This is a genomic window from Kribbella sp. NPDC023972, assembly GCF_040639075.1.
Taxonomy (GTDB): Bacteria; Actinomycetota; Actinomycetes; order Propionibacteriales; family Kribbellaceae; genus Kribbella.
This window is the reverse complement of the sequence record NZ_JBEZZH010000012.1, coordinates 1-23,322: the sequence shown is the minus strand read 5'-3', so window position 1 is coordinate 23,322 and position 23,322 is coordinate 1. Positions and strand designations below refer to the sequence as shown.

The following is a 23,322-nucleotide window of genomic DNA, read 5'->3' as shown; positions in this document are numbered from 1 at the left end:
CCGGTCGCCCCTGGAGTGGGGTGACCGGCCTTCGCTGGTGTTGCGGTGCTGCAGTGCTCGAAGGTCAGCGAGACGAAGCGCGCTTCGCCGGAGCCTTCTTGGCGGCGGCCTTCTTGGCCGGAGCCTTCTTGGCAACGGCCTTCGCCGGAGCCTTCTTGGCCGGAGCCTTCTTGGCAACGGTCTTGGCCGGGGCCTTCTTGGCCGTGGCCTTCTTGGCAGCGGTCTTGGCCGGCGCCTTCTTGGCGGCGGTCTTGGTCGCGGCGGCCTTCGCCGGAGCGGCCTTCTTCGCCGGGGCAGCCGCCTTGGTGGCGGACGCGGCCGGCTTCGGCACGACCAGCTTCGGCAGCTTCTTCGCCCCGGAGACAACGGCCTTCAGCTCCGCACCCGCGCGGAACTTCGGAACCGTGGTCTTCTTGGCGCGCTTGGTCTCACCGGTCCGCGGGTTGCGCACGATGCGCGCGCCGCGCTCGATGGCCTCGAAGGCACCGAAACCGGTGATCGCGACCTTGCCACCCTTCTTGGTCAGCTCACGCTGGACGGTGTCGATCACCGATTCCAACGCGTGCTGGGCCTGGCGGCGGTTTCCGTCGAAGTGCACTGCGAGCGCTTCGACCAACTGGCTCTTGTTCACTGCTTCCCTCCGTGAACACTAGGCGTCGAGCACAGCGCTCGATCTCACGTGAACGTTATGGACTCAACCGGCCGTTCACAAACACCAACGCGGCAATTCGGCCTTGTTTTGGGCGATTCATGCCACAATTTCGCCCGAATCGGTCCTTCAGAGCTCTCCGAGTGCCCTCGGAATCCCTTCAGAGCAACGAGCCGGTCCCCAACAGTGACGATCCAGGGACCACCTCAGCGACGCTTGCCGCGTAATGTTCGCAGCCCGGACTGGGCCGTGTCGAGGCCTCGGGTGACGGCCGAGTCGCCCTTCCTGGCACGCAACTCGTCCGCTACCTTGCCGAGCAGGTAGTCCAGCAACGGTACGGCGATCGCCAGCACCACCCACATGATCAGGCGCCGGCGCAGGAACAACCACATGGTCCGCCTCCAAGGTCTTCAAGGGTGTCTGAAGACCAGTGCCCGCCGAAGGCACCAAACATTCAGAGCCAGCCGCGGCGCTTGAAGATCTGGTGCAGACCTCCGCAGACCAACGCCATCAGGCCGATCGCGAACGGGTAGCCGTACTGCCAGTGCAGCTCCGGCATCACGTCGAAGTTCATCCCGTAGACGGTGCCGATCAGCGTCGGGGCGAACAGGATCGCCGCCCACGCGGAGATCCGCTTCACCTCTTCGTTCTGCTCGCTGCTGGCGATCGCGAGGCTCTTCATCTCCTCGTTCTGCTGCTGGGCCACCAGCGTCGCGTTCACGGTCAGGATGTCTCGCAGCAGTTCGCGGAACCCGTCGACCTTCTCCACCACCTCGGTGACGTGATCGGCCACGTCGCGCAGGGACCGTTGCAGTTCCTCGTCGACGCCGTACTTCTCGAAGCCACCGCGCAGCGCCTCGAGCATGCCGACCAGTGGGCGGGTCGCGCGCCGGAACTCGATCACCTCACGGGACAGTTCGTAGATGCGCCGCGACACCTTGGGATCGCCGCGGAACACCTCGGTCTCGATCTCGTCGATGTCGTTCTCCAGGCCGGCGACCACCGGCGCGTACCCGTCCACGACCTTGTCCATGATCGCGTAGAGGACCGCCTCGGTGCCGCGTTCGAGCAACTCCGGATCACGTTCGACCCGGCGCCGTACCGCGGCCAGGTTGGGCGCCTCGGCATGCCGGACCGTCACCACGAAGTCCGGTCCGACGAACACGTGCACCTCGCCGAACTCGACCTCCTCGGTCGCGTCCCGGTAGCGGGCGGCCTTGAGGACGACGAACAACGTGTCGCCGTAGCGCTCCAGCTTCGGCCGCTGATGGGCCTGGATGGCGTCCTCGATGGCCAGCTCGTGCAGGTCGAACTCCTGCGCCAGCGAGGCGAGCTCGCGCCGGTCCGGCCGGTACAGGCCGATCCAGGCCAGGCTCTTCGGCGACTTGTGCAGGACGTGATAGGTCTCGGCCAGCGACTCCGGCGACGCGACCCGGCGGCCGTCGCAGTAGATCGCACTGTCGACGACGCTGTGCCCCTTGGGCTTCGGGGTGTCGCGGACCGGCTGCTCGACGGGACGGTCCGGCAGGGTACGGCGGGCGGCCCGGATCGACGGGGTGCGGCTGAACGCGCGAAGCGTGCGTGTACGCAGGTCGGACATGAGTCCTCCAGATGCGGTGGTGCGGGTGTCTGTGGGCACACGTCTGCCCGACCCCACGGCACGCGGGCCGCATCAAGAGAAGGAGATATCAGCCTCTCGAAGGTCGAGCGAGATCGGTATGTCTGGAGGGATCGCTGCTCATGAGCGCCTCACCTCCCAGATCTCGCAAGCCTTGTGCTGACAACCACGCAAGGGTAACACCAGAGTTATCGCCGCCGAGATCCTGCACGTTACGGCGGCGATAACTCTGCAGCGTCAGGCCTTTGCGGGCAGAGTGGCCGGCTTGAAGCTCGGCCGGGTCGCTTCGTAGGCGGCGATGTCGGCCTCGTGCGACAAGGTGATGCCGACGTCGTCGAGACCGTTCAGCAGCCGGTAGCGCGTGTAGTCGTCGATGTCGAACGGCGCCACGAGGTCCCCGGCCGAGATCGTCTTGTGCTCCAGGTCGACCGTGATCTTGGTCCCCGGGTCGGCCTCGATCGTGGTCCACAACTGCTCCACGACGTCCTGGTCCACCAACGCGGCGAGCAGTCCGGCCTTGCCCGAGTTGCCCCGGAAGATGTCGCCGAACCGTGACGACACCACGACCCGGAACCCGTAGTCGAGCAGCGCCCAGACCGCGTGCTCACGCGACGACCCGGTGCCGAAGTCCGGACCGGCCACGAGCACCGAGACACCGTCGTACTCCGGCTGGTTCAGGACGAACTCGGGATCGTTGCGCCAGGCCGCGAACAGCCCGTCCTCGAACCCGGTCCGGGTGACCCGCTTCAGATAGACGGCCGGGATGATCTGGTCGGTGTCGACGTTGCTGCGGCGCAACGGAGCCGCCGTACCGATGTGCTGGATGAAGGCTTCCATGACTCCTCTTCTCAGACGTTCTCGGGTACGGCCGGGGTGGGTTGGGGTGGGGCCGAAGGCAGAACGCTGTCCAGCGGCTGCAGGTCCGCCGGGGCCGCAAGGGTTCCGGTGACGGCGGTCGCGGCGGCGACCAGCGGCGAGACCAGGTGGGTCCGGCCGCCCTTGCCCTGGCGGCCCTCGAAGTTCCGGTTCGACGTGGAGGCGCTGCGCTCACCCGGGGCGAGCTGGTCCGGGTTCATGCCCAGGCACATCGAGCAGCCCGCGCCACGCCACTCGGCGCCGGCGTCCTTGAAGATCTTGTCCAGGCCCTCGGCCTCGGCCTGCAGCCGGACCCGGCCGGAGCCGGGGACGACGAGCATCCTGGTGCCCTCGGCAACCTTCCGGCCGGCCAGCACCCCGGCCGCGGCCCGCAGGTCCTCGATCCGGCCGTTGGTGCAGGAGCCCAGGAACACCGTGTCCACGTGGATCTCGCGCATCGGCGTACCGGCTTCGAGGCCCATGTACTCCAGGGCACGCTCGGCGGCGCGCTTGTCGTTGTCGTTGTCGAAGTCGTCCGGCGACGGCACCTTCGCCGACAGCGGCACCCCCTGGCCCGGGTTCGTGCCCCAGGTGACGAACGGCGCGATGTCCTCGGCGCGCAGCACGACCTCGCGGTCGAAGGTGGCGTCCTCGTCGGTGGCCAGGCTCTTCCAGTACTCGACCGCAGCCTCCCAGTCGACACCCTGCGGCGCGTGCGGCTTGTCCTTCAGGTAGGCGAACGTGGTCTCGTCCGGCGCGATCATGCCAGCCTTGGCGCCCCACTCGATCGACATGTTGCAGATCGTCATCCGGGCTTCCATGCTCAGCGCGCGGATCGCCTCGCCGCGGTACTCGACGATGTAGCCCTGGCCGCCGCCGGTGCCGACCTTCGCGATCAGCGCGAGCACCAGGTCCTTGGCCGAGACACCGTCGGGCAGTACGCCGTCGACCGTGACGGCCATCGTCTTCGGCCGGGCCTGCATCAGGGTCTGGGTGGCCAGCACGTGCTCGACCTCGCTGGTGCCGATGCCGAAGGCGATCGCGCCGAACGCGCCGTGCGTGCTGGTGTGGCTGTCACCGCAGACCACCGTCATCCCGGGCTGGGTCAGGCCGAGCTGCGGGCCGATCACGTGCACGACGCCCTGGTCCGGGTCGCCCAGGGTGTGGATCCGGATGCCGAACTCCTCGGCGTTCTTCCGCAGCGTGTCCACCTGGGTCCGCGACACCGGGTCGGCGATCGGCTTGTCCACATCGAAGGTCGGGACGTTGTGGTCCTCGGTGGCGATGGTCAGGTCCGGGCGCCGTACCTGCCGGCCGGCCAGCCGGAGCCCGTCGAACGCCTGCGGGCTGGTCACCTCGTGCACCAGGTGGAGGTCGATGTAGAGGAGGTCGGGCTCTCCGTCGGCATGGCGCACGACGTGCGCATCCCAGACCTTTTCCGACAACGTCCTGCCCATCAGACTTCTCCTTTGAGGTTTGTGATGAGGTGCTATCGCTCACAGTGCTCTGGATCAGGCCACAGAAGCGACTTGCGTTCCACGATTCGAGACGGCAATATCGTCTCATGGACAACTCTAGCGGAGTCGGCGTTCTCGACAAAGCAGCCCTCGTTCTGTCCGCGCTCGAGTCCGGGCCGGCGACCCTGGCCGGACTCGTCGCGGCCACCGGGCTGGCCCGCCCGACCGCCCACCGGCTGGCGGTCGCGCTCGAGCACCACCGGCTGGTCGGCCGGGACATGCAGGGACGGTTCGTGCTCGGCCCGCGACTGAGCGAGTTGGCCTCCGCGGCCGGTGAGGACCGGCTGCTGGCGACCGCGGGCCCGGTGCTGGCGCGGCTGCGCGACATCACCGGTGAGTCGGCGCAACTGTTCCGCCGGCAGGGCGAGTACCGCGTCTGTGTCGCGGCCGCGGAGCGCCCGTCCGGTCTGCGCGACACGGTTCCGGTCGGCAGCCAACTGACCATGTCGGCCGGCTCCGCTGCCCAAATACTGCTCGCCTGGGAGGACCCGGAGCGGATGCACCGCGGCCTTCACAACGCGACCTTCAACGCCGCCGCGCTGGCCGGCGTACGGCGTCGCGGCTGGGCCCACTCCGTCGGCGAACGCGAGCAGGGCGTCGCGTCCGTGTCGGCTCCGGTCCGCTCCCCCAGCGGCAAGGTGATCGCCGCCGTGTCTGTCTCCGGCCCGATCGAGCGCCTCTCCCGTCAACCCGGCCGCATGCACGCCCCCGCCGTGATGGCCGCCGCCGAGCGCCTTTCCGAGGCGTTGCGCCGCGCCTCCGAGTAACGCTGCGCCTTCGAGTAATCAAGGCAGCGGCCACACCTGACCGGTGCTGCTGTCGATCAGCGCGGCGTGGTCAACGGTCGTCTCCAGTGGCAGTACGTCGTACACGGCGGCCGCAAGGATCGGTAAGGCGACCAGTGGCACGCGAGGTGCGAGGGTGCAGTGTGGCACCCACCGCCCTGGTTCGTAATGCCGGTGAAGCTCAGCGCCCGTCTCGGTCACAGCCGAGACCACCTGCCGCTGCCGCTGCATCAGTTCCACGCCGACCGCAGGCACCAGCCAGGCCCGACCGCGCCGGAACGTTCCGACCGCATCGAAGTACAAACTGCTAGGCCCCATCAGTGGCTGGACGGCCTTGAGGACCTTCTCGTGGTCCCACTCCCGCAACACCGCGAGCGACAGGTGCGGCACATGCCGGCCGTGCGTGTGTGACTTCAACGTCGGCACACCGAGATCCTCCAGCCGATCCCACAATCCCCGCAGGATCCGGTCGGAACGCCGATCGAACAGAAGACAGACGGCCAACGCCATAACGGACCTACAGTGGCTGGGGTTTGTCGAGCCCGAGACGCACGGCCAGGGCGGCGGCCTGGACCCGGCTCTCGACGCCGAGCTTCTCGAGGATGTGCGTCACGTGGACGCTTGCCGTCTTGGGGCTCATATAGAGGGCATCGCCGATCTCCCGGTTGGTGAGACCGTCGGCGAGCAGAGCAAGGACCTGTTGCTCGCGGTCTGTCAGAGTCGCTGGCTCCTGCGCGGGCTCTGTCCGGTCAGCGGCCGTGCGCCGTGGCCCTGTGTCGACGCGGGCGAGTCGGGCGAGTTTGTCGATCTCCTCGTGCAGCGGAGCCGCACCGAGGCGTTCAGCCAGACGTCGTGCGGTGATGAGTTGTTCGGCGGCGGTACGCCGGGCCGCGGCGCCGCGCCGGCTGGCGAGGACCGCCTCGGCGGCGCGGAGGTGTGCCCACGCTTCGTCGTGAGGCCGGCCGATCGTGGCCCACTCCCGCGCCGCGATCAGCCACAGGTCGGGGTCGGGAGCACCGACCGCCCGGGAGCGCTCAGCATCGATGACTGCGCTCACGGCCGGCTCGATGCGGCCCTGTGCTGCCCCACCGAACAGCGCGACCAGCTGTTCGAGCCGCTCGGGCGCGGCGCCGACTGCAGCTTCTAGGCCGACCAGCAGAAGGTCCGCCGCCTCAGGCCCCAGGTGCCTCTCGGTCATCGTCTCGGCGATCGACAACACCAGTTCGAGCGCCACGTCGGGATGTCCCGTTTGGAGCAGGAGACGGGCCCGAGCCTCGCCGTACTGGCACAGGAACTGCGGTTGATCACGCTCGCTGAGTGATGCGGCTTGTGCTTGCAGTTCCTCAGCAGCTGCGAGGTCACCACGCGCCAGGTGAACCAGCTGTAGCACTGCCTGGAAGAAGCCCAGATCGGACGGCTCGGTTGGGTCGGGCATCCACGCGATGGCCTCGTCCCACCGACCCGCCTCGTAGAGCGCCTGGACGACGTTGCCGTCCATGATGTCCTCCAGCCAGTGTCGTCCCAGCATCAGTCGACCGACCTCCCGCCGCACGACGGCCGCGACCCGCGCGGCTCGGTCCGGGTCTCCGAACCGCCAGTGGACGTCGGTCAGCACGACGCCGGCCAGGGCGAGATCCTCGGGTTCGGCCAGCTTGTGCGCGATCGCGAATGCCGTCTGATGATGCTCAAGCGCTTGGAACAGGCGACCTTCGAGACCAGCCCGGAGACCGAGCAGGGCATGAGCCGTGCCGACCGTACGAGTGTCACCGGTCTTCGCGCCGAGTTCGAGCGCGGTCCTGGCCGGGCCCGCCGCTTCGTCCCAGCGCGAGCAGGTGCCGAGCGCCATCGCGCGGCCGGCACAGATCCGGGCCCAGGTCAGTTCGTCCTGCGGAGCTGTCAACTGCTGAGCGAGGTCGACGTCGCGCAGTGCCTGGTCAGTGTCGCCCACGGTGGTTCCGAGCCAGCAGCGGGCGAGTGCCGCGCGTACGACCTCCTCGGACGCATCGGACATGCGAGTCAGGTCGCCTTTCAAGAGCGCCATGGCTCTGGCCGGTTGACCGATAGACGCCAGGTGTGTCGCCGCGGAGACGAGCAGTGCCAGCTTCTCGGGTACGTCGTCCCGCGCCTTGCGGGCGGAATCCCACAGCGACGCGGCCACGGCGTACCAGTGGCCGGCCTCCGCGATCGCGTACCTCTGCTCGGCCGCAACCGCAGCGCGCACCGACCAGAGGAGCCCGTCTTCGGGGTCGTCTGCGCGCCGACACTGCTCGGCCACCTCCGCGACCGTGGCCGCGCTCGGCCGCGCAGGCAGGACCGCCTCCAGGTGCGTCGCCATCCTGCTGTGCAGCTGTCGCCGATCACGGGAGAACAGCCGTTCGTACGCGACCTCGGCCAATACGGGGTGCCGAGCGGACGACCCGCGTCCGGGCTCGCGCACCACGAGGCCGGACTCGCAGGCCTGCCAGACGGCGTCGGGGTCACCGGAAGCCGCGACAAGCATCTCGTCGTCGGTCAGCGCCCGGCCAAGAGTCGCGGCGGCAGCGACCACCAGCCGGGCCGGCGCCTCGACGGCGTCGAGCCTCGAAAGCAGCGCCTGGCGCAGCGACTCCGACGGTTCCGCATCGCCACGAGCGAGCTCCGCGTTGAGATACGGGTTGCCCGCGCTGCGCCCGTACACCGCTGCCACCAACTCCACGGAGCACTCCGGCAGCTGACGGCCGGTCTCCTCGAGCGTGAGCCGGTGGAGCGGCACGTCGGTGACGGCCGGACTCCGCAACTGCTCGCTCAGCCACCGCGCCCGCTCGGGGTCGGTGTCGTCGTCTCGCCAGGTCAGCAAGACCAGAAGACCAGTCGGGGGGAGGTTGCGGCTCAGGTACGCGATGAAGTCGAGCGTCGACACATCTGCCCAGTGCACGTCCTCGACGACGAGCACCGCCCCGCGCTCGGCGAGTGCTCCTACCGTGCGCAGCATCGACTCGACGGCCCACGCGCGACCCGCCGCGAGCGACGTGAACACCTTGCCGGCGCTTTCCCGGCCCGCCCCGAGTGCAGCATCCAGCCCGCCGTACGCCACCGTGCCGGACAACGGCGCACATGCGCCGCTCAGGATCTCCAACCCGGCAGCGTCGGCCTCCGCGACGGCGGCACGAACCAGTGTGGTCTTCCCGATTCCCGCCTCGCCCCGCACAACAGCAACGGCCGACGCCGCCCTCGGCAGTCGGGCCATCAAACTCCGGATCAGCGCGAGCTCCTCCTCGCGGCCGACCATCGCCCCGCCCACACCACCATCATGCGCCCGTCCGTCATCGGTAAGGCGTTGGCAGCAACTGGCTAAGGAAACGCGGCGGCGAGCTGTGCTCGGATGCCCGATGTGCCCATGCCATCCGCGGACGGACTGTGAGAGGACACGAAACCCCGCCAGGAGGAGCCATGAACCAGAGGTATTCCATCATCGCCGTACCCGCCCTCGCGGTAGCCGCCGTTGCGTTCACGGCGTCCGAGTCGACCGCGAAGGTACCGCCGGAGAAGCCCGGGCCGGCCGCAGTCGTGCCGCGCGACCCCGGCCCGCCGAACTACCCCGACTACTCCAGCTACCAGGCCCCCATCAACTCCAGCGTGGCGGTCGACGACACCGCGGTCGAGGTCGTGCAAGCAGGTGCATCCGCCGTGGGCGGAGCAGGTATCGCCATCGCCGGCGCCTGGCTGTACCGACGTCGCCAGGCCCGCCTCGCCTGAAACCAAAGAGCGCCTCCCACCTGATGGTGAGAGGCGCTTTCTCTGGTAGCCCCGACGGGATTCGAACCCGCGCTACCGCCTTGAGAGGGCGGCGTGCTAGGCCGCTACACAACGGGGCCAGAGGTTTGTCGACCGGTCCTTGCGGGCCGGGCAACGAGGTTGAACTCTACCGATTTCCATCGGCGCGGTCCAATCCGCTGGGGTACTAGGACTCGAACCTAGACTAACTGAACCAGAATCAGTCGGGCTGCCAATTACCCCATACCCCAAAGGCATTTCACTGCTGCTGTGAGTTTGTCTCCGCCCTCACAACCTGGCTCGAAGAGAGTACCCGAGCAAGGGCCCGGACACCAAAACGGGCCCCCGGCGGCCTTGTCACCTGAGTTGACGCGGGCAAACCCCGTCGTTCAGGGCGGGGAGGTACCGCGACCGCCTCCCTTCGGAGAGCGGGGACTGTCGGTCCTGGCTGACTGAGTGGGTGGCATGTCCCGCTACCGGCTGTACCCGAGTGCCGCGCAGCAGGCTGGGCTGCTGGGCCACTGTGGGCATGCCGGGTATGTGTGGAACCTGGCGCTCGAGCGGTGGTCGATGTGGACCCCCGACAGGGCCGCGACGCCGGGCTTCGCGGAGCAGTGCCGCCAGTTGACCGAAGCGCGGGCCGTGTTCGATTGGCTGAGGGCCGGGTCGCAGACCGTGCAACAGCAGGCACTGCGCGACTTCGACCAGGCCGCCAGGAACTTCTACGCAGGAACCCACCGGCGCCCGACCTGGCGCAAGGCCGGGCTGCACGAGGGATTCCGCATCGTCGGTCCCCAGGCGTCACGGATCGTGAAGCTGAGCCGGAAGTGGGCCAAGGTCAACGTGCCCAAAGTCGGCTGGGTCCGGTTCCGCCTGTCGCGTGCCGTTCCCGAGGCCAGGTCGTACCGCATCACCCGCGACCGGGCGGGTCGCTTGTACCTCGCGTTCGCCGTGATCCCGGAGCCGATCCCCGCACCTGGTACGGGTGAGGTTGTCGGCGTGGACCGCGGCGTCACCGTCTCGGCCGCGCTGTCCACCGGCGAACTCCTGTCGTGTCCTGGGCTGTCGGACCGTGAGCAGGAACGGCTCAAGTGCATGCAACGTCGCCTGGCCCGCTGCCGTCCCCGGCTCAAAACGCCGCAGGCGGGTGCAGGCCGCGATCGCCAAGCTGCACGCCCGTTCCGGCGACCGACGCAAGGACTGGGTCGAGAAGACCAGCACCGCCCTCGCCCGCCGCTTCGACGTGATCCGCATCGAGGACCTGCGGGTCGCGCAGATGACCAGGCGACCCAAGCCCAAACCCGATCCCGAACGGTTGGGCAGCTATCTTCCGAACCGTCGCCGCGCCAAGGCCGGACTGAACCGGGGGATCCTCGCCAACGGCTGGGGACTGCTGGTCCGGCGCCTGGAGCGCAAGGCCGCGGGCCGGGTCGAGAAAGTGAATCCTGCGTTCACGTCGCAGACCTGCAGCGTCTGTGGGCATCGCGCACCGGGAAACCGCAAGAGCCAAGCGGCCTTCCGGTGCGCAGCCTGCGGGCATCAGGCGAACGCCGATGTGAATGCGGCAGTCAACATCGCGGCCGGACGGGCCGTCAGCGCACGCCGAGAGACGCCACCAGGGGTCTCGTCGAAGCGTGAACCTCAACTCGCTACCTCCGCGTAGGAGAGTTGGAATCCCTGTTCCTTCAGGCCGGGGAGGACGTCAAACCAGTCTCTTGCCGGGCAGCGGAGCGGCGGTCAGCGGCAGATCGCACACGGCCGCCAGCTTGGTCCGCCGCGCCAGCCACAACGCCACCAGACCGAACGCCACGAACTTCGCCACGTCCACCGCCACCAGCGACCAGGGCGCGTCGTCGGCCCCGAGGCTGGCGCCCACGCTGTCGGTCAACGCGGCGAACACGAACGTCACCACGTTGTTCGCCGCATGCGCCGCGATCGACGCCTCCAGCCCACCGGTTCGTACGACGAGGAACCCGGCGACCAGGCCGAACGCGAACCGGTCGATGAACAACGCCGGGCTCTCCCACGGCCAGATCCCGTGCGCCATCGTGAACAGCACCGTGGTGACGAGCACCGCCACCACCGAGCTCCGCACCAGCGCACCGATCGCCTGCAACAGGTACCCGCGGAAGAAGTACTCCTCACCCGCCGCCTGGAACGTCGACGTGAGCAACGTGACAGCGATCACCCCGGCCGCATCGGGCGCGACCCCGCCGTTGCCGTCGCCCAGCAGTTCGACACCGCCGAGCTGGATGACGCCCAGCATCACCAACTCGAGCAGTACGGCGGCCGCCGCGAACCAACCCAGCGACCGCCACCGCAGCCTGCCGACCACCGAGGACAACAACCCCGGCGCCTGCCGGTTGAGTTTCTGGGCGACCAGCATGCTGAGCGGGATCAGCACGATCAGCGACAGGTTCGTCGCGAGCAGCCCGAACCAGGAGACGGTGCCCTCGGGGTCCTTCCGGATGCTCTGCTGGACCGACAGGATCACCAGGCTGGTGAAGATCCATCCGGCGAAGATCGTGAAAGCCCCGAGGATCACGTATCCGCTCGGGGTCGACGGGTTCCGCAGCAACCGGTGGTACGGCGCCGGGGTCAGGTCAGCCATTACTCCGCCGGCAACGACGCGCGGGCCTGCTCGAGCCGGTGCAGCGACTTCTCCCGGCCGAGCAGTTCCAGCGACTCGAACAGCGGCGGCGAGATCCGGCGTCCGGAGATCGCCACCCGGACCGGGCCGAACGCGTTCTTCGGCTTCAGGCCGAGGCCGTCGATCAGCGACGTACGCAACGCCGCCTCGATCGCCTCGGTGGTCCACTCGACGTCGGCCAGTGCCTTGACCGACGCCTCCAGGACGGCGCCCGCGTCACCGGTCAGCACCTTGCCGGCGGCGTCCGGATCGAGCGTAAACGCCGCCTCGTCGACAAACAGGAAGCCGAGCATGTCGACCGACTCCGACAGCGTGTTCATCCGCTCCTGCACCAGCGGTACGGCGGCCCGCAGGACGTCGAGCTGATCGGCCGACGGCTCGGCCGGCAGGACGCCCTCCTTGGCCAAAAACGGGATCATCCGGGTGGCGAAGTCGTCCGCGGGCAGCATCCGCATGTGCGCCGCGTTGATCGCCTCGCACTTCTTCGGGTCGAACCGGGCCGCGTTCGCGTTCACCTTGCGGATGTCGAACGCCTCGATCATCTCGGCCATGGTGAAGACGTCGCGGTCCTCGGCGATCGACCAGCCGAGCAGAGCCAGGTAGTTCAGCAGGCCCTCGGGCAGGAAGCCGCGCTCCATGTACTCGCCGAGACCGGAGCCCGGGTCGCGCTTCGACAGCTTCTTGTTGCCCTCACCCATCACGAACGGCAGGTGCCCGAACCGCGGCGTCCGGCCGCCGCCGACGCCGATCTCTGCCAGCGCCTCGTAGAGCGCGATCTGCCGCGGCGTCGACGGGAGCAGGTCCTCGCCGCGCAGCACGTGCGTGATCTCCATCAGCGCGTCGTCGACCGGGTTCACCAGCGGGTACAGCGGGTACCCGTTCGCGCGGACCAGGACGTAGTCGCCCAGGTTCTCCGGCAGGAAGGTGATCTCGCCGCGGACCAGGTCCTCGAACACGATCGGGCGGTCGGGCATCCGCAGCCGGACCACAGGCCGACGGCCTTCCTCGACGTACGCGTTGACCTGCTCGTCGCTGAGGTTGCGGCAGTGGCCGTCGTACCCGCTGTGCTGCCCGGCGGTGCGGGCGGCCTCGCGGCGCTGGTCGAGCTCTTCCTGCGAGCAGTAGCAGTGGTAGGCCTTGCCGGCCGCGAGGAGCTTCTCGACGACATCGGCGTACAGGTCCATCCGCTCGGACTGCAGGTACGGGCCGTACTCGCCACCGACCTCCGGGCCCTCGTCCCAGTTCAGGCCGAGCCAGCGCAGCGACTCCAGCGTGTACGCGAGGGCTTCCGGGGTGTTCCGGGACTGGTCGGTGTCCTCGATCCGGAGCACCAGCTTGCCGCCGTAGTGGCGGGCGAACGCCCAGTTGAACAGCGCGCTGCGGATGTTGCCGACCGTCAGCAGACCGGTCGGCGACGGTGGGAACCGCACCCGTACCTGGTTGGGTTCGAGGCCGCCCAGGACATCATTGTCGGAGGAGGCTGGCCGCTCAGTCACGCACGATCACCTTGTTCGTCAGAGTTCCGATTCCTTCGACGCTGACCGACACCTCGTCGCCGGGCAGCATCGGGCCGACACCCGCCGGGGTGCCGGTGAGGACCACGTCGCCGGGCAGCAGCGTGGTGAAGGAGGTGATGTAGGCCAGCACCTCCGGGATGTCGAAGATGAACTGCGAGGTCCGCCCGTCCTGCTTCGCCTCGCCGTTCACGGTCGTGGAGACCCGCAGGTCGGACACGTCGAGCTCGGTGCTGATCCACGGGCCGAGCGGGCAGAACGTGTCGTACCCCTTGGCCCGGGCCCACTGCCCGTCGGACTGCTGCAGGTCCCGCGCGGTCACGTCGTTGGCCACCGTGTAGCCGAAGATCACCTCGTTGACCCGCTCCTTGGGCAGGTCGCGGCAGATCCGCCCGATCACGATCGCCAGCTCGCCCTCGAAGTGCAGGTTGTTGGTCTGCTCGGGGTAGACGATGCCGTCGCGCGGGCCGATCACCGAGGTGTTCGGCTTCAGGAAGATCATCGGCTCGGTCGGGATCTCGTTGCCGAGCTCCTCGGCGTGCGCGGCGTAGTTCCGGCCGACGCAGACCACTTTGCTGCGCGGGATCACCGGTGCGAGCAGCCGCACGTCGGCCAGTTGCAGTTTCTCCCCGGTGAACTGGACCGGCCGGTAGAGCGGGTCCGAGTCGAGTACGGAGACGGTGCCGACGAGGCCTTCGGGGTCGTCGGTCTCGACGACGCCGTACTTCGGTTCGTCGTCCACGGAGAATCTGGCGATACGCACGGGCCGAGCCTACCGTCGGCGCGGGATGAGACAGTTATCCGGTGACGGTGGACATCCGACTGGCCCTGCCCAGCGAGTACGACGCCGCCGGCGAGCTGGCCGTCGAGGCGTACGCGTACGACGGGTTCCTGCCGGCTGGATCCGGTTACGCCTCGATCCTGCGCGACGCCGCGGACCGGGCGGCCAAGGCCGAGCTGTGGGTCGCGACCGACGGTGACGCACTGCTCGGGACGGTGACGTATTGCCCACCCGGCTCGGTCTATCGCGAGATCGGGCTGGACGACGAGGGCGAGTTCCGGATGCTCGCGGTGTCAGGACGCGCGCGCGGACTGGGGATCGGGACGGCTCTGACCGTCCGCTGCATCGACCGGTGCCGCGAGCTCGGGCTGTCCCGGGTCGTTCTGAGCAGCGCGGCGTACATGGCGTCCGCGCACCGCATCTACGAGCGCCTCGGCTTCGTCCGCCTGCCCGAACGCGACTGGTCGCCCATCACCAACGTCGATCTCTACGCCTTCGCACTGGACCTGTGACTGCCACGCTGACCCGCTCCGACTGGACGTCCCTGGCTGACGCCCATCGTCTCCGCGTCGACGCCCTGGTCGCGGACCACCTGGACCGCCGGAGGCGCCGCGAGGCGCACCCGGTCGAGGATTTCCTTTTCACCTACTACCCCACCCGGCCCAGCCAACTCCGCGTCTGGCACCCCGGCCCCGGGGTGCGGCTCATGGGTGCGGTCGAGTACGACGGACGCTGCGGCTACACGTACGCCGACGGGGCTGCGTTATTGGATCCGGCCGCAGTGGACCGGCGCCGCGACAGCATCCAGTGGATCCGGCAGTTGCTCGCGGCGACCGCGGATCGCCAGCCACAGTTCGGCTGTTTTGGGATGCATGAATGGGCGATGGTCTACCGGACGTCCGACGTACGGCATCAGAAGTGGCCGTTGCGACTGGGTGCCGAAGGCACCGATCGAGTGGTGGAGTCGCACAAGATCGCGTGCTCGCACTTCGATGCCTTCCGCTTCTTCACCGCGCCCGCGCGGGGGCTGAACGTCCTCCAACCCACCCGCGAATCCCAGCCCGCACTGGAACAAGGCGGCTGCCTGCACGCCAACATGGACCTCTACAAGTGGGCCGGCAAGCTGATGCCGTTCGCACCGAGCTCGCTGGTGCTGGACTGTTTCGAGCTGGCTCGCGACATCCGTACCCTCGACATGCGTGCCTCGCCGTACGACCTGTCCGGGCTGGGATATGAGCCGGTGGCGATCGAGACTCCCGCGGGCAAAGCGGAGTACGCGACCGCTCAGCGCTCCTTCGCCACGCGCGCGCGTCCGCTCCGCCTGCGACTCGTCGCGCTGTGCGACGACCTGCTCGGCTAGGGTCATCTCATGGGGAAGATCGTGGCCATCGCACTCGGAGTGCTGCTGACCGTGTCCGGGGCGATCTTCACGTTGCAGGGCCTCGGCTACCTCGAAGGCAGCTCCATGACCGGCAGCAGCTTCTGGGCCATCGTCGGGCCCATCATCGCCGCCGGCGGCGTCTCACTCCTGTACGTCGCGATCCGCGGACCGCAGCAACGCCGCTAACAGGAGCAGGCGGCGACCCGGACGCCGCGCAGCGGAATGGGTCAGGCCGGCGTGCGCAGGACTGCCCACTGATAGTGCATCGGCCCGGCATCCCGCCGGGCCTGCCACTGCTCGACGGTTCCGTGGCGGCCGAGAATTTCCTTTATCGCGCTGTCGGTGCGGATGCAGAAGAACCGCCCAGGCCCATGGCCGCTGTCGTCCTGCCAGACCCGCTCCCCGCCCACGTCGTCACCCCACAGTCCGATCCCCACCGGGGCGCCCGGCCGCACCACGCGCACGATCTCCGCCAACGCGTCGTCGAGATCCGCGTCGGCGACGTGCAGCAACGTGCTCATCGTCCAGCCGGCTTCGAAGGTCGCGTCCTCGAACGGCAGGTCGAGGACCGAAGCGACGTACGCCTTCAGGCCGAACGAGCGGCAAGCCTCGACACTGGCCGGCGCGAGATCGACGCCGGTGTAGTCGAGCCCGGCCGCCGAGAACGCCTCACCGTCGCGGCCAGGACCACAACCGATCTCGACCACCGACCGGCGCCTCTCGGCGTGGAGCTGGTCGAGAAAACCCTTGCGCAGCTCGATCCTGGAGGCCGGCAGCTCCCGATCCTTGCGGTCCTGAACCTCGTGGGTGTAGTAGCTGATCAGATCGCTCTCGCGCTGCGCCCGCCCGTCGTCATTCATCCGACTCATCCTAGAAGCGCGATCGTCCCAGTCACGCCGGCAAAGTCGCCTTCAAGGCGAAGAGCAGCGGGACTCGCGGGGCCTCGTCGGGGAGCCGCCACCAGCCTTCCGGAGTTTGCTGCATCGAAGGCCAGCGGGGCCATTGCAGGACTTCGGACTCTCGAAGGGTGGTGATGGCGAGCCCGGTGGATGCGAGCGTGGTGACGAGCTCGCCGAGGCCGTGGCGCCATTCGTAGCTGCGTTGGCGGCCGGGCACCTCGTCGCCGGTGTACGTCACGGTCGACTCGTGGGCGATCGGCCCGCGGCCTTCGAGGTAGTCGGTGCGGATGGTCAGGTCGTCGGACTCACCGGGGAGCGAGACCGGCCGGAGCGCGTTGAGGAGTGGATGGAACTCGACGATGTAGAGGACGCCGCCGGGTTTCAGGAGATCGCGGACGACGTTCGCCCAGTGCTGCAGATCGGGGAGATAGCAGAGCGCGCCCTTGCCCGTGTAGACGATGTCGAACCGGCGGCCTTGAAGCGCCTCGACGGCGTCGTACACATCGGCGTGCACATACTCGACCGGCTGCCCCGCTTCAGCCGCGATCCGGCGTGCTTCCTCGAGTGACTTCGCGGACAGATCGAGGCCGACAGTCCGCGCCCCACGACGCGCGAACGCGATCGTCTCCGTCCCGAGGTGGCACTGCAGATGCAGTACGTCGCGATCCTCGAGCGGGCCGAGATCCAGCCACTCGTAGTCCGCGAACCAGTACTCCGCCGGCTGGCTGTAGAACCCACTCGCGGCATGGAGCGGCGCCCGGGCATCCCAGTCCGCCTCGTTGGCCGCCACCATCCGCCGAGTCTCCGCGTCCAACGTCACCGGCGCCTCCGTTCGTCCGCCCTGAGCCTGAGCCCAGTCTGCCCAAGCCCGGGTCCACACCTCCACGCTTATGCTCATCGCGGATCCTCCTCAGTCCCGGGCAGCTCCTTGTTCAAGATTATGAGCTAAGCTTGAACAAGGAAGGAGCTTGTTATGGCTCGGGTGGAGTTGCATCGATGGCCTGGGCAGCCGGACGGGTTCACCCGGGCGGAGCGCTTGGGCGGGTCGTACGAGCTGTACTTCCCGGACCCGCTGGCCGGGCGGGTGTTCGACCTGAGCGAGGACGTGCTGGCCGCCTTGGAGGACGCGGCCGGGGATCTCGGCCGGCTCGACGCGACGGCCGCCGTCCTGACGAACAGTGAAGCGCTGGCGCGGCTGCTGCTGCGGGCCGAGGCGGTCGGATCGTCGCAGATCGAAGGGCTGGTCGTCGGAGCGCGGCGACTGCTGAAGGCGGAGGTACTGCGGGACCCGCAGCGTGACGTGACCGCCGAGGAGGTGCTCGGCGCGGTCGACGCGATGACCTGGGTGACCGAATCCGTCCAGGCCGGCGACAAGCTCGAGGTCGAGCATCTGCTGGAGGCCCATCGACGGCTGATGGCGCATTCGCCGTCGCCGGAGTTCGGCGGTGAGATCCGGTATCTGCAGAACTGGATCGGTGGCCGCTCCCCCGCCGAGGCGTACTACGTCCCGCCGCCCGCTCAACTGGTCCCCGAACTCCTCGCCGACCTGATGACCTTTGTGCGCGAGTCGCGCCTGCCGGTGCTGGCGAAGACCGCGATCGCGCACGCCCAGTTCGAGACGATCCATCCCTTTGCCGATGGCAACGGCCGGACCGGCCGCGCGCTGATCCACCTGATCCTGCGCGCGGAAGGGCTGGTCGAGCGGACCGTGCCGCCGGTGTCGCTGTCGCTCGCGACTCACGCGACCCAGTACGTCGAAGCACTCACCGCCTTCCGGCACACCGGCAAGCCGACGAGTCCGCGGGCCCGGACGGCGGCCAACCAGTGGCTGCTCATGTTCGCCGCCGCGTGTAGTCACGCCACCGCGGAGGCCGCCCGATTCGAGCGCACCGCGGCCGACCTCAAGGCCGCTTGGCGGGAGCGCGCCGCACCCGTGCGGGCCGGCTCGGCCGTGGAGCTGCTGATCGAGACGCTGCCGGCGGCACCGGTGCTCACGCTGGCCGCCGCGGCTCGGCTGATCGACCGGTCGCAGCAGGCCGCCAACCAGGCGCTCGCCCGGTTGGTCGACGTACGCATCCTGCGAGAGATCACCGACGGCCGGCGAAACCGCGTCTACGAGGCACCCGAGCTGATCGACGCCTTCACCTTGCTGGAACGACGTTTCGCCAGCCCGGCCGCCGATACCAGGATCGAACCGCCTACCAGGCCGGTGCCGTCGAGACCAGAACCGACACACCGTGCACATTGACTTTCTCCTCCCGTCGGGCAACAATTCGAACACATGTTCGATCTTGCCGCAAACTCCACCCGGGAGTGTGAGGAACCGTGATGCCGGAGCCGTTCGACTGGGACATCCTGTACCGCCCATCGGCGATGGCGATGGTGCGCGGGCAGCTCGGCTTCAGCTGGATGGTGTTGTCCGGCCGGCTCGCGGAGCTGACCGACGAGCAGTACTTCTGGCAGCCGAGCGGTGAGGCGCTGACCGTCGTCCGGCGCCACTATGCCGGCCGGTTCCGACCACTCGGCTCCGGCGAGTGGGTCGCGCAGTGGCCGGACGAGCCGGATCATCGCGGTCCCCGCACGATCGCGTGGCTGATCGCGCACCTGACCGAGCTGTTCTTCGAGCGCTGGGAGTGGACATTCGGGGAGAGCCGGCAGGGGCGGGCGGACATCACGCTGCACGGCAACGCCCGGGATGCGGTCGCCTGGCTGACGCACTGGGTGGAGGCCTGGCAGGACTCGATCGCCGCGCTGGACGAGGAGCAGGTGATGACGGTCGGCCTCAGCCAGGCGACCGAGCTCGACGCCCATGAGCCGTTCGGCCACGTCGTACTGCGCCTCAACCGCGAGCTCATCCACCACGGTTCGGAGATCATGACGCTGCAGGATCTCTACGCGGCGGCCGCGTGAGGCGGGCGGCCACAAGATGTGCGACACGCGGCGTGGCGTTGCCACAAGATCTAGGGTCGGGCGCCTAGCATCACTACTGCTGGTGGTTCGGAGTGGCCGGCACCACAAGATGTGGGCCACGCCGAGGCAAGAGGGGAATCCGGTGCGAGTCCGGAGCTGCCCCGCAACGGTGAGTGGAGTCCTTCCACGAGTCCGAGTACCTGCCACCGGCGCGTGCACCGCCGGTGCGCGCGGTCCGAGACCTCGAGGGTGGGTCGCAGGGCGTGACGGCAGTAGACCCGGCCGGTGCTGCCTGTCCCGTCGTGCGCCCCACTCACGAGTCGCGGTCCTTCGAACTCCTGCGGAAAGAGCTTCTGTGACCGTCACTTCCTCATCGCAACCGACGGCCGACCAACCGGCCCGGTCGATCGAGCTGACCGTCGTACGACGCGACGGCAGCAGTACTGCCGAACTGGCCGACATCGCCGAGAAACCCGCCATCACCGTCCGTTCCGCCGGCGGCGCCGGCGCACCACTGGATATCGACCGGCTGCGCGTGATCGTCGCGGAGGCGGCGGCCGGCCTCGACGCGGTCGACCCGGAGCTGATCCTCGACGAGACCCTCGGCTCGTGTTACGACGGCATCGCCCAGCACGAGGTCGAGCTCGCGCTGGTGATGGCTGCCCGGTCGTACGTCGAGACCGAGCCGCAGTACAGCTTCGCCGCGGCCCGCCTGCTGCTGGACCAGATCCGCCGCGAAGCCCTCGGCCGCGTCTACGGTGACGTTCGTCAGGCGAGCCAGGCCGACATGACCACGGCGTACCCGGAGTACTTCCCGGCGTACATCCGGACCGGGATCGAGGCGGGCCAGCTCGACCCGGAGCTGGCGAGCTTCGACCTGACCAGGCTCGCCGCCGCGATCAAGCCCGAGCGGGATCTCGACTTCGCGTTCCTCGGTCTGCAGACCCTCTACGACCGGTACCTGCTGCACATCGACAAGGTCCGCTATGAGTTGCCGCAGGCGTTCTTCCTCCGGGTCGCGATGGGGATGGCGCTGCGCGAGGACGACAGGGAGGCGCGGGCGATCCAGTTCTACGAGCTGCTCAGCTCGTTCCGGTTCATGTCGTCCACGCCGACGCTGTTCAACTCCGGCACCACCCGGCCGCAGCTGTCGTCGTGCTTCCTGACCACCGTCCAGGACGACCTGGCCGGCATCTTCACCAAGATCCGCAACAACGCCCTGCTCGCCAAGTACTCCGGCGGCCTCGGCAACGACTGGACCCCGGTCCGCGGCATCGGCGCCAAGATCCGCGGCACCAACGGTGAGTCGCAGGGGGTCGTACCGTTCCTGAAGATCGCCAACGACACCGCGGTCGCGGTCAACCAGGGCGGCAAGCGCAAAGGCGCGGTCTGTGCCTACCTGGAGACCTGGCACATCGACATCGAGGAGTTCCTCGACCTCCGCAAGAACACCGGCGACGAGCGGCGCCGGACCCACGACATGAACACGGCGAACTGGGTTCCCGACCTGTTCCTGCAGCGAGTCGAGGCGGACGGCGACTGGACCCTCTTCTCCCCCGACGAGGTTCCCGACCTCCACGATCTGTACGGCGCCGCCTTCGCCGAGGCCTACCGTGATTACGAGGCAGCCGCGGATCGCGGCGAGATCAGGGTGTTCCGGCGGGTCCGGGCGGTCGAGCTGTGGCGACGGATGCTGACCGTGCTGTTCGAGACCGGGCATCCGTGGATCACCTTCAAGGACGCCTGCAACCTGCGGTCGCCGCAGCAGCACGACGGCGTGGTCCACTCGTCCAACCTGTGCACCGAGATCACGCTGAACACCACGGTCGACGAGACGGCGGTGTGCAACCTCGGCTCGGTCAACCTGGTTGCTCATCTCACCGGCGACGGCCTCGACGCCGAGCTGCTCCGCGACACCGTCAAGACGGCGGTCCGGATGCTCGACAACGTCATCGACGTGAACTTCTACACGACACCGGAGTCCGAGCGCGCGAACCACCGGCACCGCCCGGTCGGCCTCGGCCTGATGGGGTTCGCCGACGCCTTGTTCACGCTGCGGATCCCGTACGCCTGCGATGCGGCCGTCGCCTTCGCGGACAGCTCGATGGAGCAGATCAGCTACCACGCGATCGAGGCGTCCAGTGACCTCGCCGCCGAGCGCGGCCGCTACTCGACGTACGACGGTTCGCTGTGGAGCCAGGGCATCCTGCCGATCGACTCGATCGCGCTGCTGCGGACTGCCCGGGACGGCGACGTGATCGTTGACGAGAGCAAGCGACTCGACTGGGACGCGCTGCGAGAGAAGGTTCAGCGTGTCGGGATGCGCAACTCCAACGTGATGGCGATCGCGCCGACCGCGACGATCTCCAACATCTGCGGGGTGAGCCAGTCGATCGAGCCGACGTACAGCAACCTGTTCGTGAAGTCGAACATGTCCGGCGAGTTCACCGTCGCGAACCCGTATCTGGTCGCCGACCTGAAGGCGCGCGGGCTGTGGGACCAGGTGATGGTGTCGGACCTGAAGTACCACGACGGCGTCCTGGCCGGGATCGAGCGGATCCCGGCGGACCTGCGCGAGCTGTACGCGACCGCGTTCGAGATCGACCCGCGGTGGCTGGTGCAGGCGGCGTCACGGCGCCAGAAGTGGATCGATCAGGCACAGTCGCTCAACCTCTACATGTCCGCACCGTCGGGCCGCGCGCTGGACGAGTTGTACCGGTCGGCATGGCGTCATGGCCTCAAGACGACTTATTACCTGCGTTCCCAGTCAGCGACCCACGTGGAGAAGTCGACTCTGCAGGGCACCGACGGTCGGCTCAACGCCGTACCCGTGAGCCTGCCTGAACCGACCGGAGCCGCCTGCGCCATCGACGATCCAGACTGCGAGGCCTGCCAGTGACGACGACCGGATTGGGAGAGATCGCGGTCGGCGCGGAGCGGGTTCACGTCGCCGACAAGGCAATGATCAACGCGCGGGCCGACGTCAACCAACTGCTGCCGTTGAAGTACCGCTGGGCCTGGGAGAAGTACCTTGCCGGCTGCAACAACCACTGGATGCCGACCGAGGTGTCGATGCAAGCCGACATCGCGCTGTGGAAGGCGCGCGACGGCCTGACCGACGACGAGCGGTTGATGCTCAAGCGCAACCTCGGCTTCTTCGCCACCGCGGAGTCGCTGGTCGCGAACAACATCGTGCTCGCCGTCTACCGGCAGCTGACCAACCCCGAGTGCCGGCAGTACCTGCTGCGCCAGGCATTCGAGGAGGCCGTGCACACGCACACCTTCCAGTACATCTGTACGTCGCTCGGCCTCGACGAGGGCGAGTTGTTCAACATGTACCGGGAGGTGCCGTCGATCTCGGACAAGGACGCCTGGGCGCTGAAGTACACCCGGCACCTGGAGGACCCGGAGTTCCGGACCGGGACGCCGGAGGCCGACACCGCGTTCCTGCGCGACCTGATCGCGTTCTACGTGGTGTTCGAGGGGATGTGGTTCTACACCGGGTTCGCGCAGATCCTGTCGCTCGGCCGGCGGAACAAGATGGTCGGGATCGCCGAGCAGTACCAGTACATCCTGCGCGACGAGTCGATCCACCTGAACTTCGGCATCGACTGCATCAACCAGATCAAGCAGGAGAACCCACACCTGTGGACGACTGACTTCCAGGCCGAGGTGCGGCAGATGCTGACCGAGGCGTGTGAGCTCGAGGTCGCGTACGGCCGGGCGACGATGCCGAACGGCATGCTCGGCCTGACCGCGGAGCTGTGCGAGCAGTACATGCACTTCATCACCGACCGCCGCGCCGAGCAGATCGGCCTCGCCCCGATCTTCGGCGAGACCCGCAATCCGTTCGGCTGGATGTCGGAGGTGATGGACCTGAAGAAGGAGAAGAACTTCTTCGAGACCCGAGTAATCGAGTACCAGTCCGCGAGCGGACTGAGCTGGGACTGATCCGGAGTCTGGCGCGGGCGCCCCCCGCGGCCCCCCCCCCGCCGCCCACGGCGGCGCCG

The 23,322-nt window shown here is 68.4% G+C and carries 22 protein-coding genes, 2 tRNA genes, 1 pseudogene and 1 riboswitch; of the genes and pseudogenes, 11 read left to right on the top strand and 14 right to left on the bottom strand.

Annotation, left to right across the window (positions count from 1 at the left end):
- Positions 1 to 64: 64 nt before the first annotated feature.
- From AB0F43_RS33410 to leuC, 5 genes are all read right to left on the bottom strand, one after another.
- Positions 65 to 631, bottom strand: coding sequence for an HU family DNA-binding protein (locus AB0F43_RS33410; protein WP_360486136.1), 567 nt, complete (start codon positions 629 to 631; stop codon positions 65 to 67).
- 224 nt (positions 632 to 855) lie between these two features.
- Complete coding sequence (locus tag AB0F43_RS33405; protein ID WP_360486133.1) at positions 856 to 1,041, bottom strand: hypothetical protein; 186 nt, start codon at positions 1,039 to 1,041, stop codon at positions 856 to 858.
- 62 nt (positions 1,042 to 1,103) lie between these two features.
- Positions 1,104 to 2,249 carry a magnesium/cobalt transporter CorA gene (corA, locus tag AB0F43_RS33400; RefSeq protein ID WP_360486130.1) on the bottom strand — a complete coding sequence of 382 codons (1,146 nt, stop codon included), beginning with the start codon at positions 2,247 to 2,249 and terminating at the stop codon, positions 1,104 to 1,106.
- A gap of 255 nt (positions 2,250 to 2,504) precedes the next feature.
- On the bottom strand, positions 2,505 to 3,104 hold the full coding sequence (leuD, locus tag AB0F43_RS33395; protein WP_360486127.1) for a 3-isopropylmalate dehydratase small subunit: 600 nt from the start codon (positions 3,102 to 3,104) through the stop codon (positions 2,505 to 2,507).
- A gap of 11 nt (positions 3,105 to 3,115) precedes the next feature.
- Entirely contained in the window at positions 3,116 to 4,579 is a 1,464-nt protein-coding gene (gene leuC, locus AB0F43_RS33390) for a 3-isopropylmalate dehydratase large subunit (RefSeq protein WP_360486124.1), read from the bottom strand.
- Between the two features lie 107 nt (positions 4,580 to 4,686).
- Between leuC and AB0F43_RS33385 the strand changes: the two genes are divergently transcribed.
- A complete protein-coding gene (locus AB0F43_RS33385; protein ID WP_360286824.1) occupies positions 4,687 to 5,406 on the top strand; it encodes an IclR family transcriptional regulator in 720 nt (239 codons plus the stop codon).
- Positions 5,407 to 5,424: 18 nt separating this feature from the next.
- Here the strand turns inward: AB0F43_RS33385 and AB0F43_RS33380 are convergent, their stop codons facing one another.
- Both AB0F43_RS33380 and AB0F43_RS33375 read right to left on the bottom strand, forming a co-directional pair.
- Complete coding sequence (locus AB0F43_RS33380) at positions 5,425 to 5,934, bottom strand: 2'-5' RNA ligase family protein (RefSeq protein ID WP_360486121.1); 510 nt, start codon at positions 5,932 to 5,934, stop codon at positions 5,425 to 5,427.
- Positions 5,935 to 5,941: 7 nt separating this feature from the next.
- A complete protein-coding gene (locus tag AB0F43_RS33375; RefSeq protein WP_360486118.1) occupies positions 5,942 to 8,704 on the bottom strand; it encodes a LuxR C-terminal-related transcriptional regulator in 2,763 nt (920 codons plus the stop codon).
- A gap of 149 nt (positions 8,705 to 8,853) precedes the next feature.
- On the opposite strand from AB0F43_RS33375, the gene AB0F43_RS33370 reads away from it, so the two are divergent.
- Positions 8,854 to 9,159, top strand: coding sequence for a hypothetical protein (locus AB0F43_RS33370; RefSeq protein ID WP_360486115.1), 306 nt, complete (start codon positions 8,854 to 8,856; stop codon positions 9,157 to 9,159).
- Positions 9,160 to 9,202: 43 nt separating this feature from the next.
- On the opposite strand, the gene AB0F43_RS33365 is transcribed toward AB0F43_RS33370, so the two are convergent.
- Together AB0F43_RS33365 and AB0F43_RS33360 are read right to left on the bottom strand one after the other, a co-directional pair.
- Positions 9,203 to 9,278: transfer RNA gene (locus AB0F43_RS33365), tRNA-Glu, on the bottom strand.
- Positions 9,279 to 9,356: 78 nt separating this feature from the next.
- Positions 9,357 to 9,428, bottom strand: a tRNA-Gln gene (locus AB0F43_RS33360).
- A gap of 214 nt (positions 9,429 to 9,642) precedes the next feature.
- Here AB0F43_RS33360 and AB0F43_RS33355 point away from each other — a divergent pair.
- Both AB0F43_RS33355 and AB0F43_RS33350 read left to right on the top strand, forming a co-directional pair.
- A pseudogene (locus AB0F43_RS33355) lies at positions 9,643 to 9,702 on the top strand (hypothetical protein); the annotation flags it as partial.
- Between the two features lie 547 nt (positions 9,703 to 10,249).
- Entirely contained in the window at positions 10,250 to 10,840 is a 591-nt protein-coding gene (locus AB0F43_RS33350) for a transposase (RefSeq protein WP_360486112.1), read from the top strand.
- A 39-nt stretch (positions 10,841 to 10,879) separates the two neighbouring features.
- On the opposite strand, the gene AB0F43_RS33345 is transcribed toward AB0F43_RS33350, so the two are convergent.
- Genes AB0F43_RS33345 through AB0F43_RS33335 form a run of 3 tightly spaced genes read right to left on the bottom strand, consistent with a single transcriptional unit; the run spans position 10,880 to position 14,104 of the window.
- On the bottom strand, positions 10,880 to 11,788 hold the full coding sequence (locus AB0F43_RS33345; protein WP_360486109.1) for a CPBP family intramembrane glutamic endopeptidase: 909 nt from the start codon (positions 11,786 to 11,788) through the stop codon (positions 10,880 to 10,882).
- On the bottom strand, positions 11,788 to 13,323 hold the full coding sequence (gene gltX / locus AB0F43_RS33340; RefSeq protein ID WP_360486106.1) for a glutamate--tRNA ligase: 1,536 nt from the start codon (positions 13,321 to 13,323) through the stop codon (positions 11,788 to 11,790). Before gltX ends, AB0F43_RS33345 begins: the two co-directional genes overlap by 1 nt.
- Entirely contained in the window at positions 13,316 to 14,104 is a 789-nt protein-coding gene (locus tag AB0F43_RS33335) for a fumarylacetoacetate hydrolase family protein (protein WP_360486103.1), read from the bottom strand. The genes gltX and AB0F43_RS33335 overlap by 8 nt, the downstream gene beginning before the upstream one ends.
- 41 nt (positions 14,105 to 14,145) lie before the next feature.
- Here AB0F43_RS33335 and AB0F43_RS33330 point away from each other — a divergent pair, with 41 nt between their 5' ends.
- Genes AB0F43_RS33330 through AB0F43_RS33320 form a run of 3 tightly spaced genes read left to right on the top strand, consistent with a single transcriptional unit; the run spans position 14,146 to position 15,689 of the window.
- Positions 14,146 to 14,634, top strand: a complete 489-nt coding sequence (locus AB0F43_RS33330; RefSeq protein WP_360486100.1) for a GNAT family N-acetyltransferase — start codon at positions 14,146 to 14,148, stop codon at positions 14,632 to 14,634.
- Positions 14,631 to 15,482, top strand: a complete 852-nt coding sequence (locus tag AB0F43_RS33325) for a 3-methyladenine DNA glycosylase (protein WP_360486097.1) — start codon at positions 14,631 to 14,633, stop codon at positions 15,480 to 15,482. The genes AB0F43_RS33330 and AB0F43_RS33325 overlap by 4 nt, the downstream gene beginning before the upstream one ends.
- Positions 15,483 to 15,491: 9 nt before the next feature.
- Positions 15,492 to 15,689 carry a hypothetical protein gene (locus AB0F43_RS33320; RefSeq protein ID WP_360486094.1) on the top strand — a complete coding sequence of 66 codons (198 nt, stop codon included), beginning with the start codon at positions 15,492 to 15,494 and terminating at the stop codon, positions 15,687 to 15,689.
- Between the two features lie 41 nt (positions 15,690 to 15,730).
- On the opposite strand, the gene AB0F43_RS33315 is transcribed toward AB0F43_RS33320, so the two are convergent.
- A complete protein-coding gene (locus AB0F43_RS33315; RefSeq protein ID WP_360486091.1) occupies positions 15,731 to 16,363 on the bottom strand; it encodes a class I SAM-dependent methyltransferase in 633 nt (210 codons plus the stop codon).
- Positions 16,364 to 16,394: 31 nt separating this feature from the next.
- Positions 16,395 to 17,222, bottom strand: coding sequence for a class I SAM-dependent methyltransferase (locus tag AB0F43_RS33310; RefSeq protein WP_360486088.1), 828 nt, complete (start codon positions 17,220 to 17,222; stop codon positions 16,395 to 16,397).
- A 153-nt stretch (positions 17,223 to 17,375) separates the two neighbouring features.
- Between AB0F43_RS33310 and AB0F43_RS33305 the strand changes: the two genes are divergently transcribed.
- From AB0F43_RS33305 to AB0F43_RS33290, 4 genes are all read left to right on the top strand, one after another.
- Positions 17,376 to 18,650 carry a Fic family protein gene (locus AB0F43_RS33305; RefSeq protein WP_360486085.1) on the top strand — a complete coding sequence of 425 codons (1,275 nt, stop codon included), beginning with the start codon at positions 17,376 to 17,378 and terminating at the stop codon, positions 18,648 to 18,650.
- An 80-nt stretch (positions 18,651 to 18,730) separates the two neighbouring features.
- Positions 18,731 to 19,312, top strand: a complete 582-nt coding sequence (locus AB0F43_RS33300; protein ID WP_360486082.1) for a DinB family protein — start codon at positions 18,731 to 18,733, stop codon at positions 19,310 to 19,312.
- A 66-nt stretch (positions 19,313 to 19,378) separates the two neighbouring features.
- Positions 19,379 to 19,535, top strand: a riboswitch (cobalamin riboswitch).
- A gap of 132 nt (positions 19,536 to 19,667) precedes the next feature.
- Positions 19,668 to 22,211: a ribonucleoside-diphosphate reductase subunit alpha gene (locus tag AB0F43_RS33295; protein ID WP_360486079.1), complete on the top strand. Its 2,544-nt coding sequence runs from the start codon at positions 19,668 to 19,670 to the stop codon at positions 22,209 to 22,211.
- Positions 22,208 to 23,263, top strand: coding sequence for a ribonucleotide-diphosphate reductase subunit beta (locus AB0F43_RS33290; protein ID WP_360486076.1), 1,056 nt, complete (start codon positions 22,208 to 22,210; stop codon positions 23,261 to 23,263). Before AB0F43_RS33295 ends, AB0F43_RS33290 begins: the two co-directional genes overlap by 4 nt.
- Positions 23,264 to 23,322: the final 59 nt, after the last annotated feature.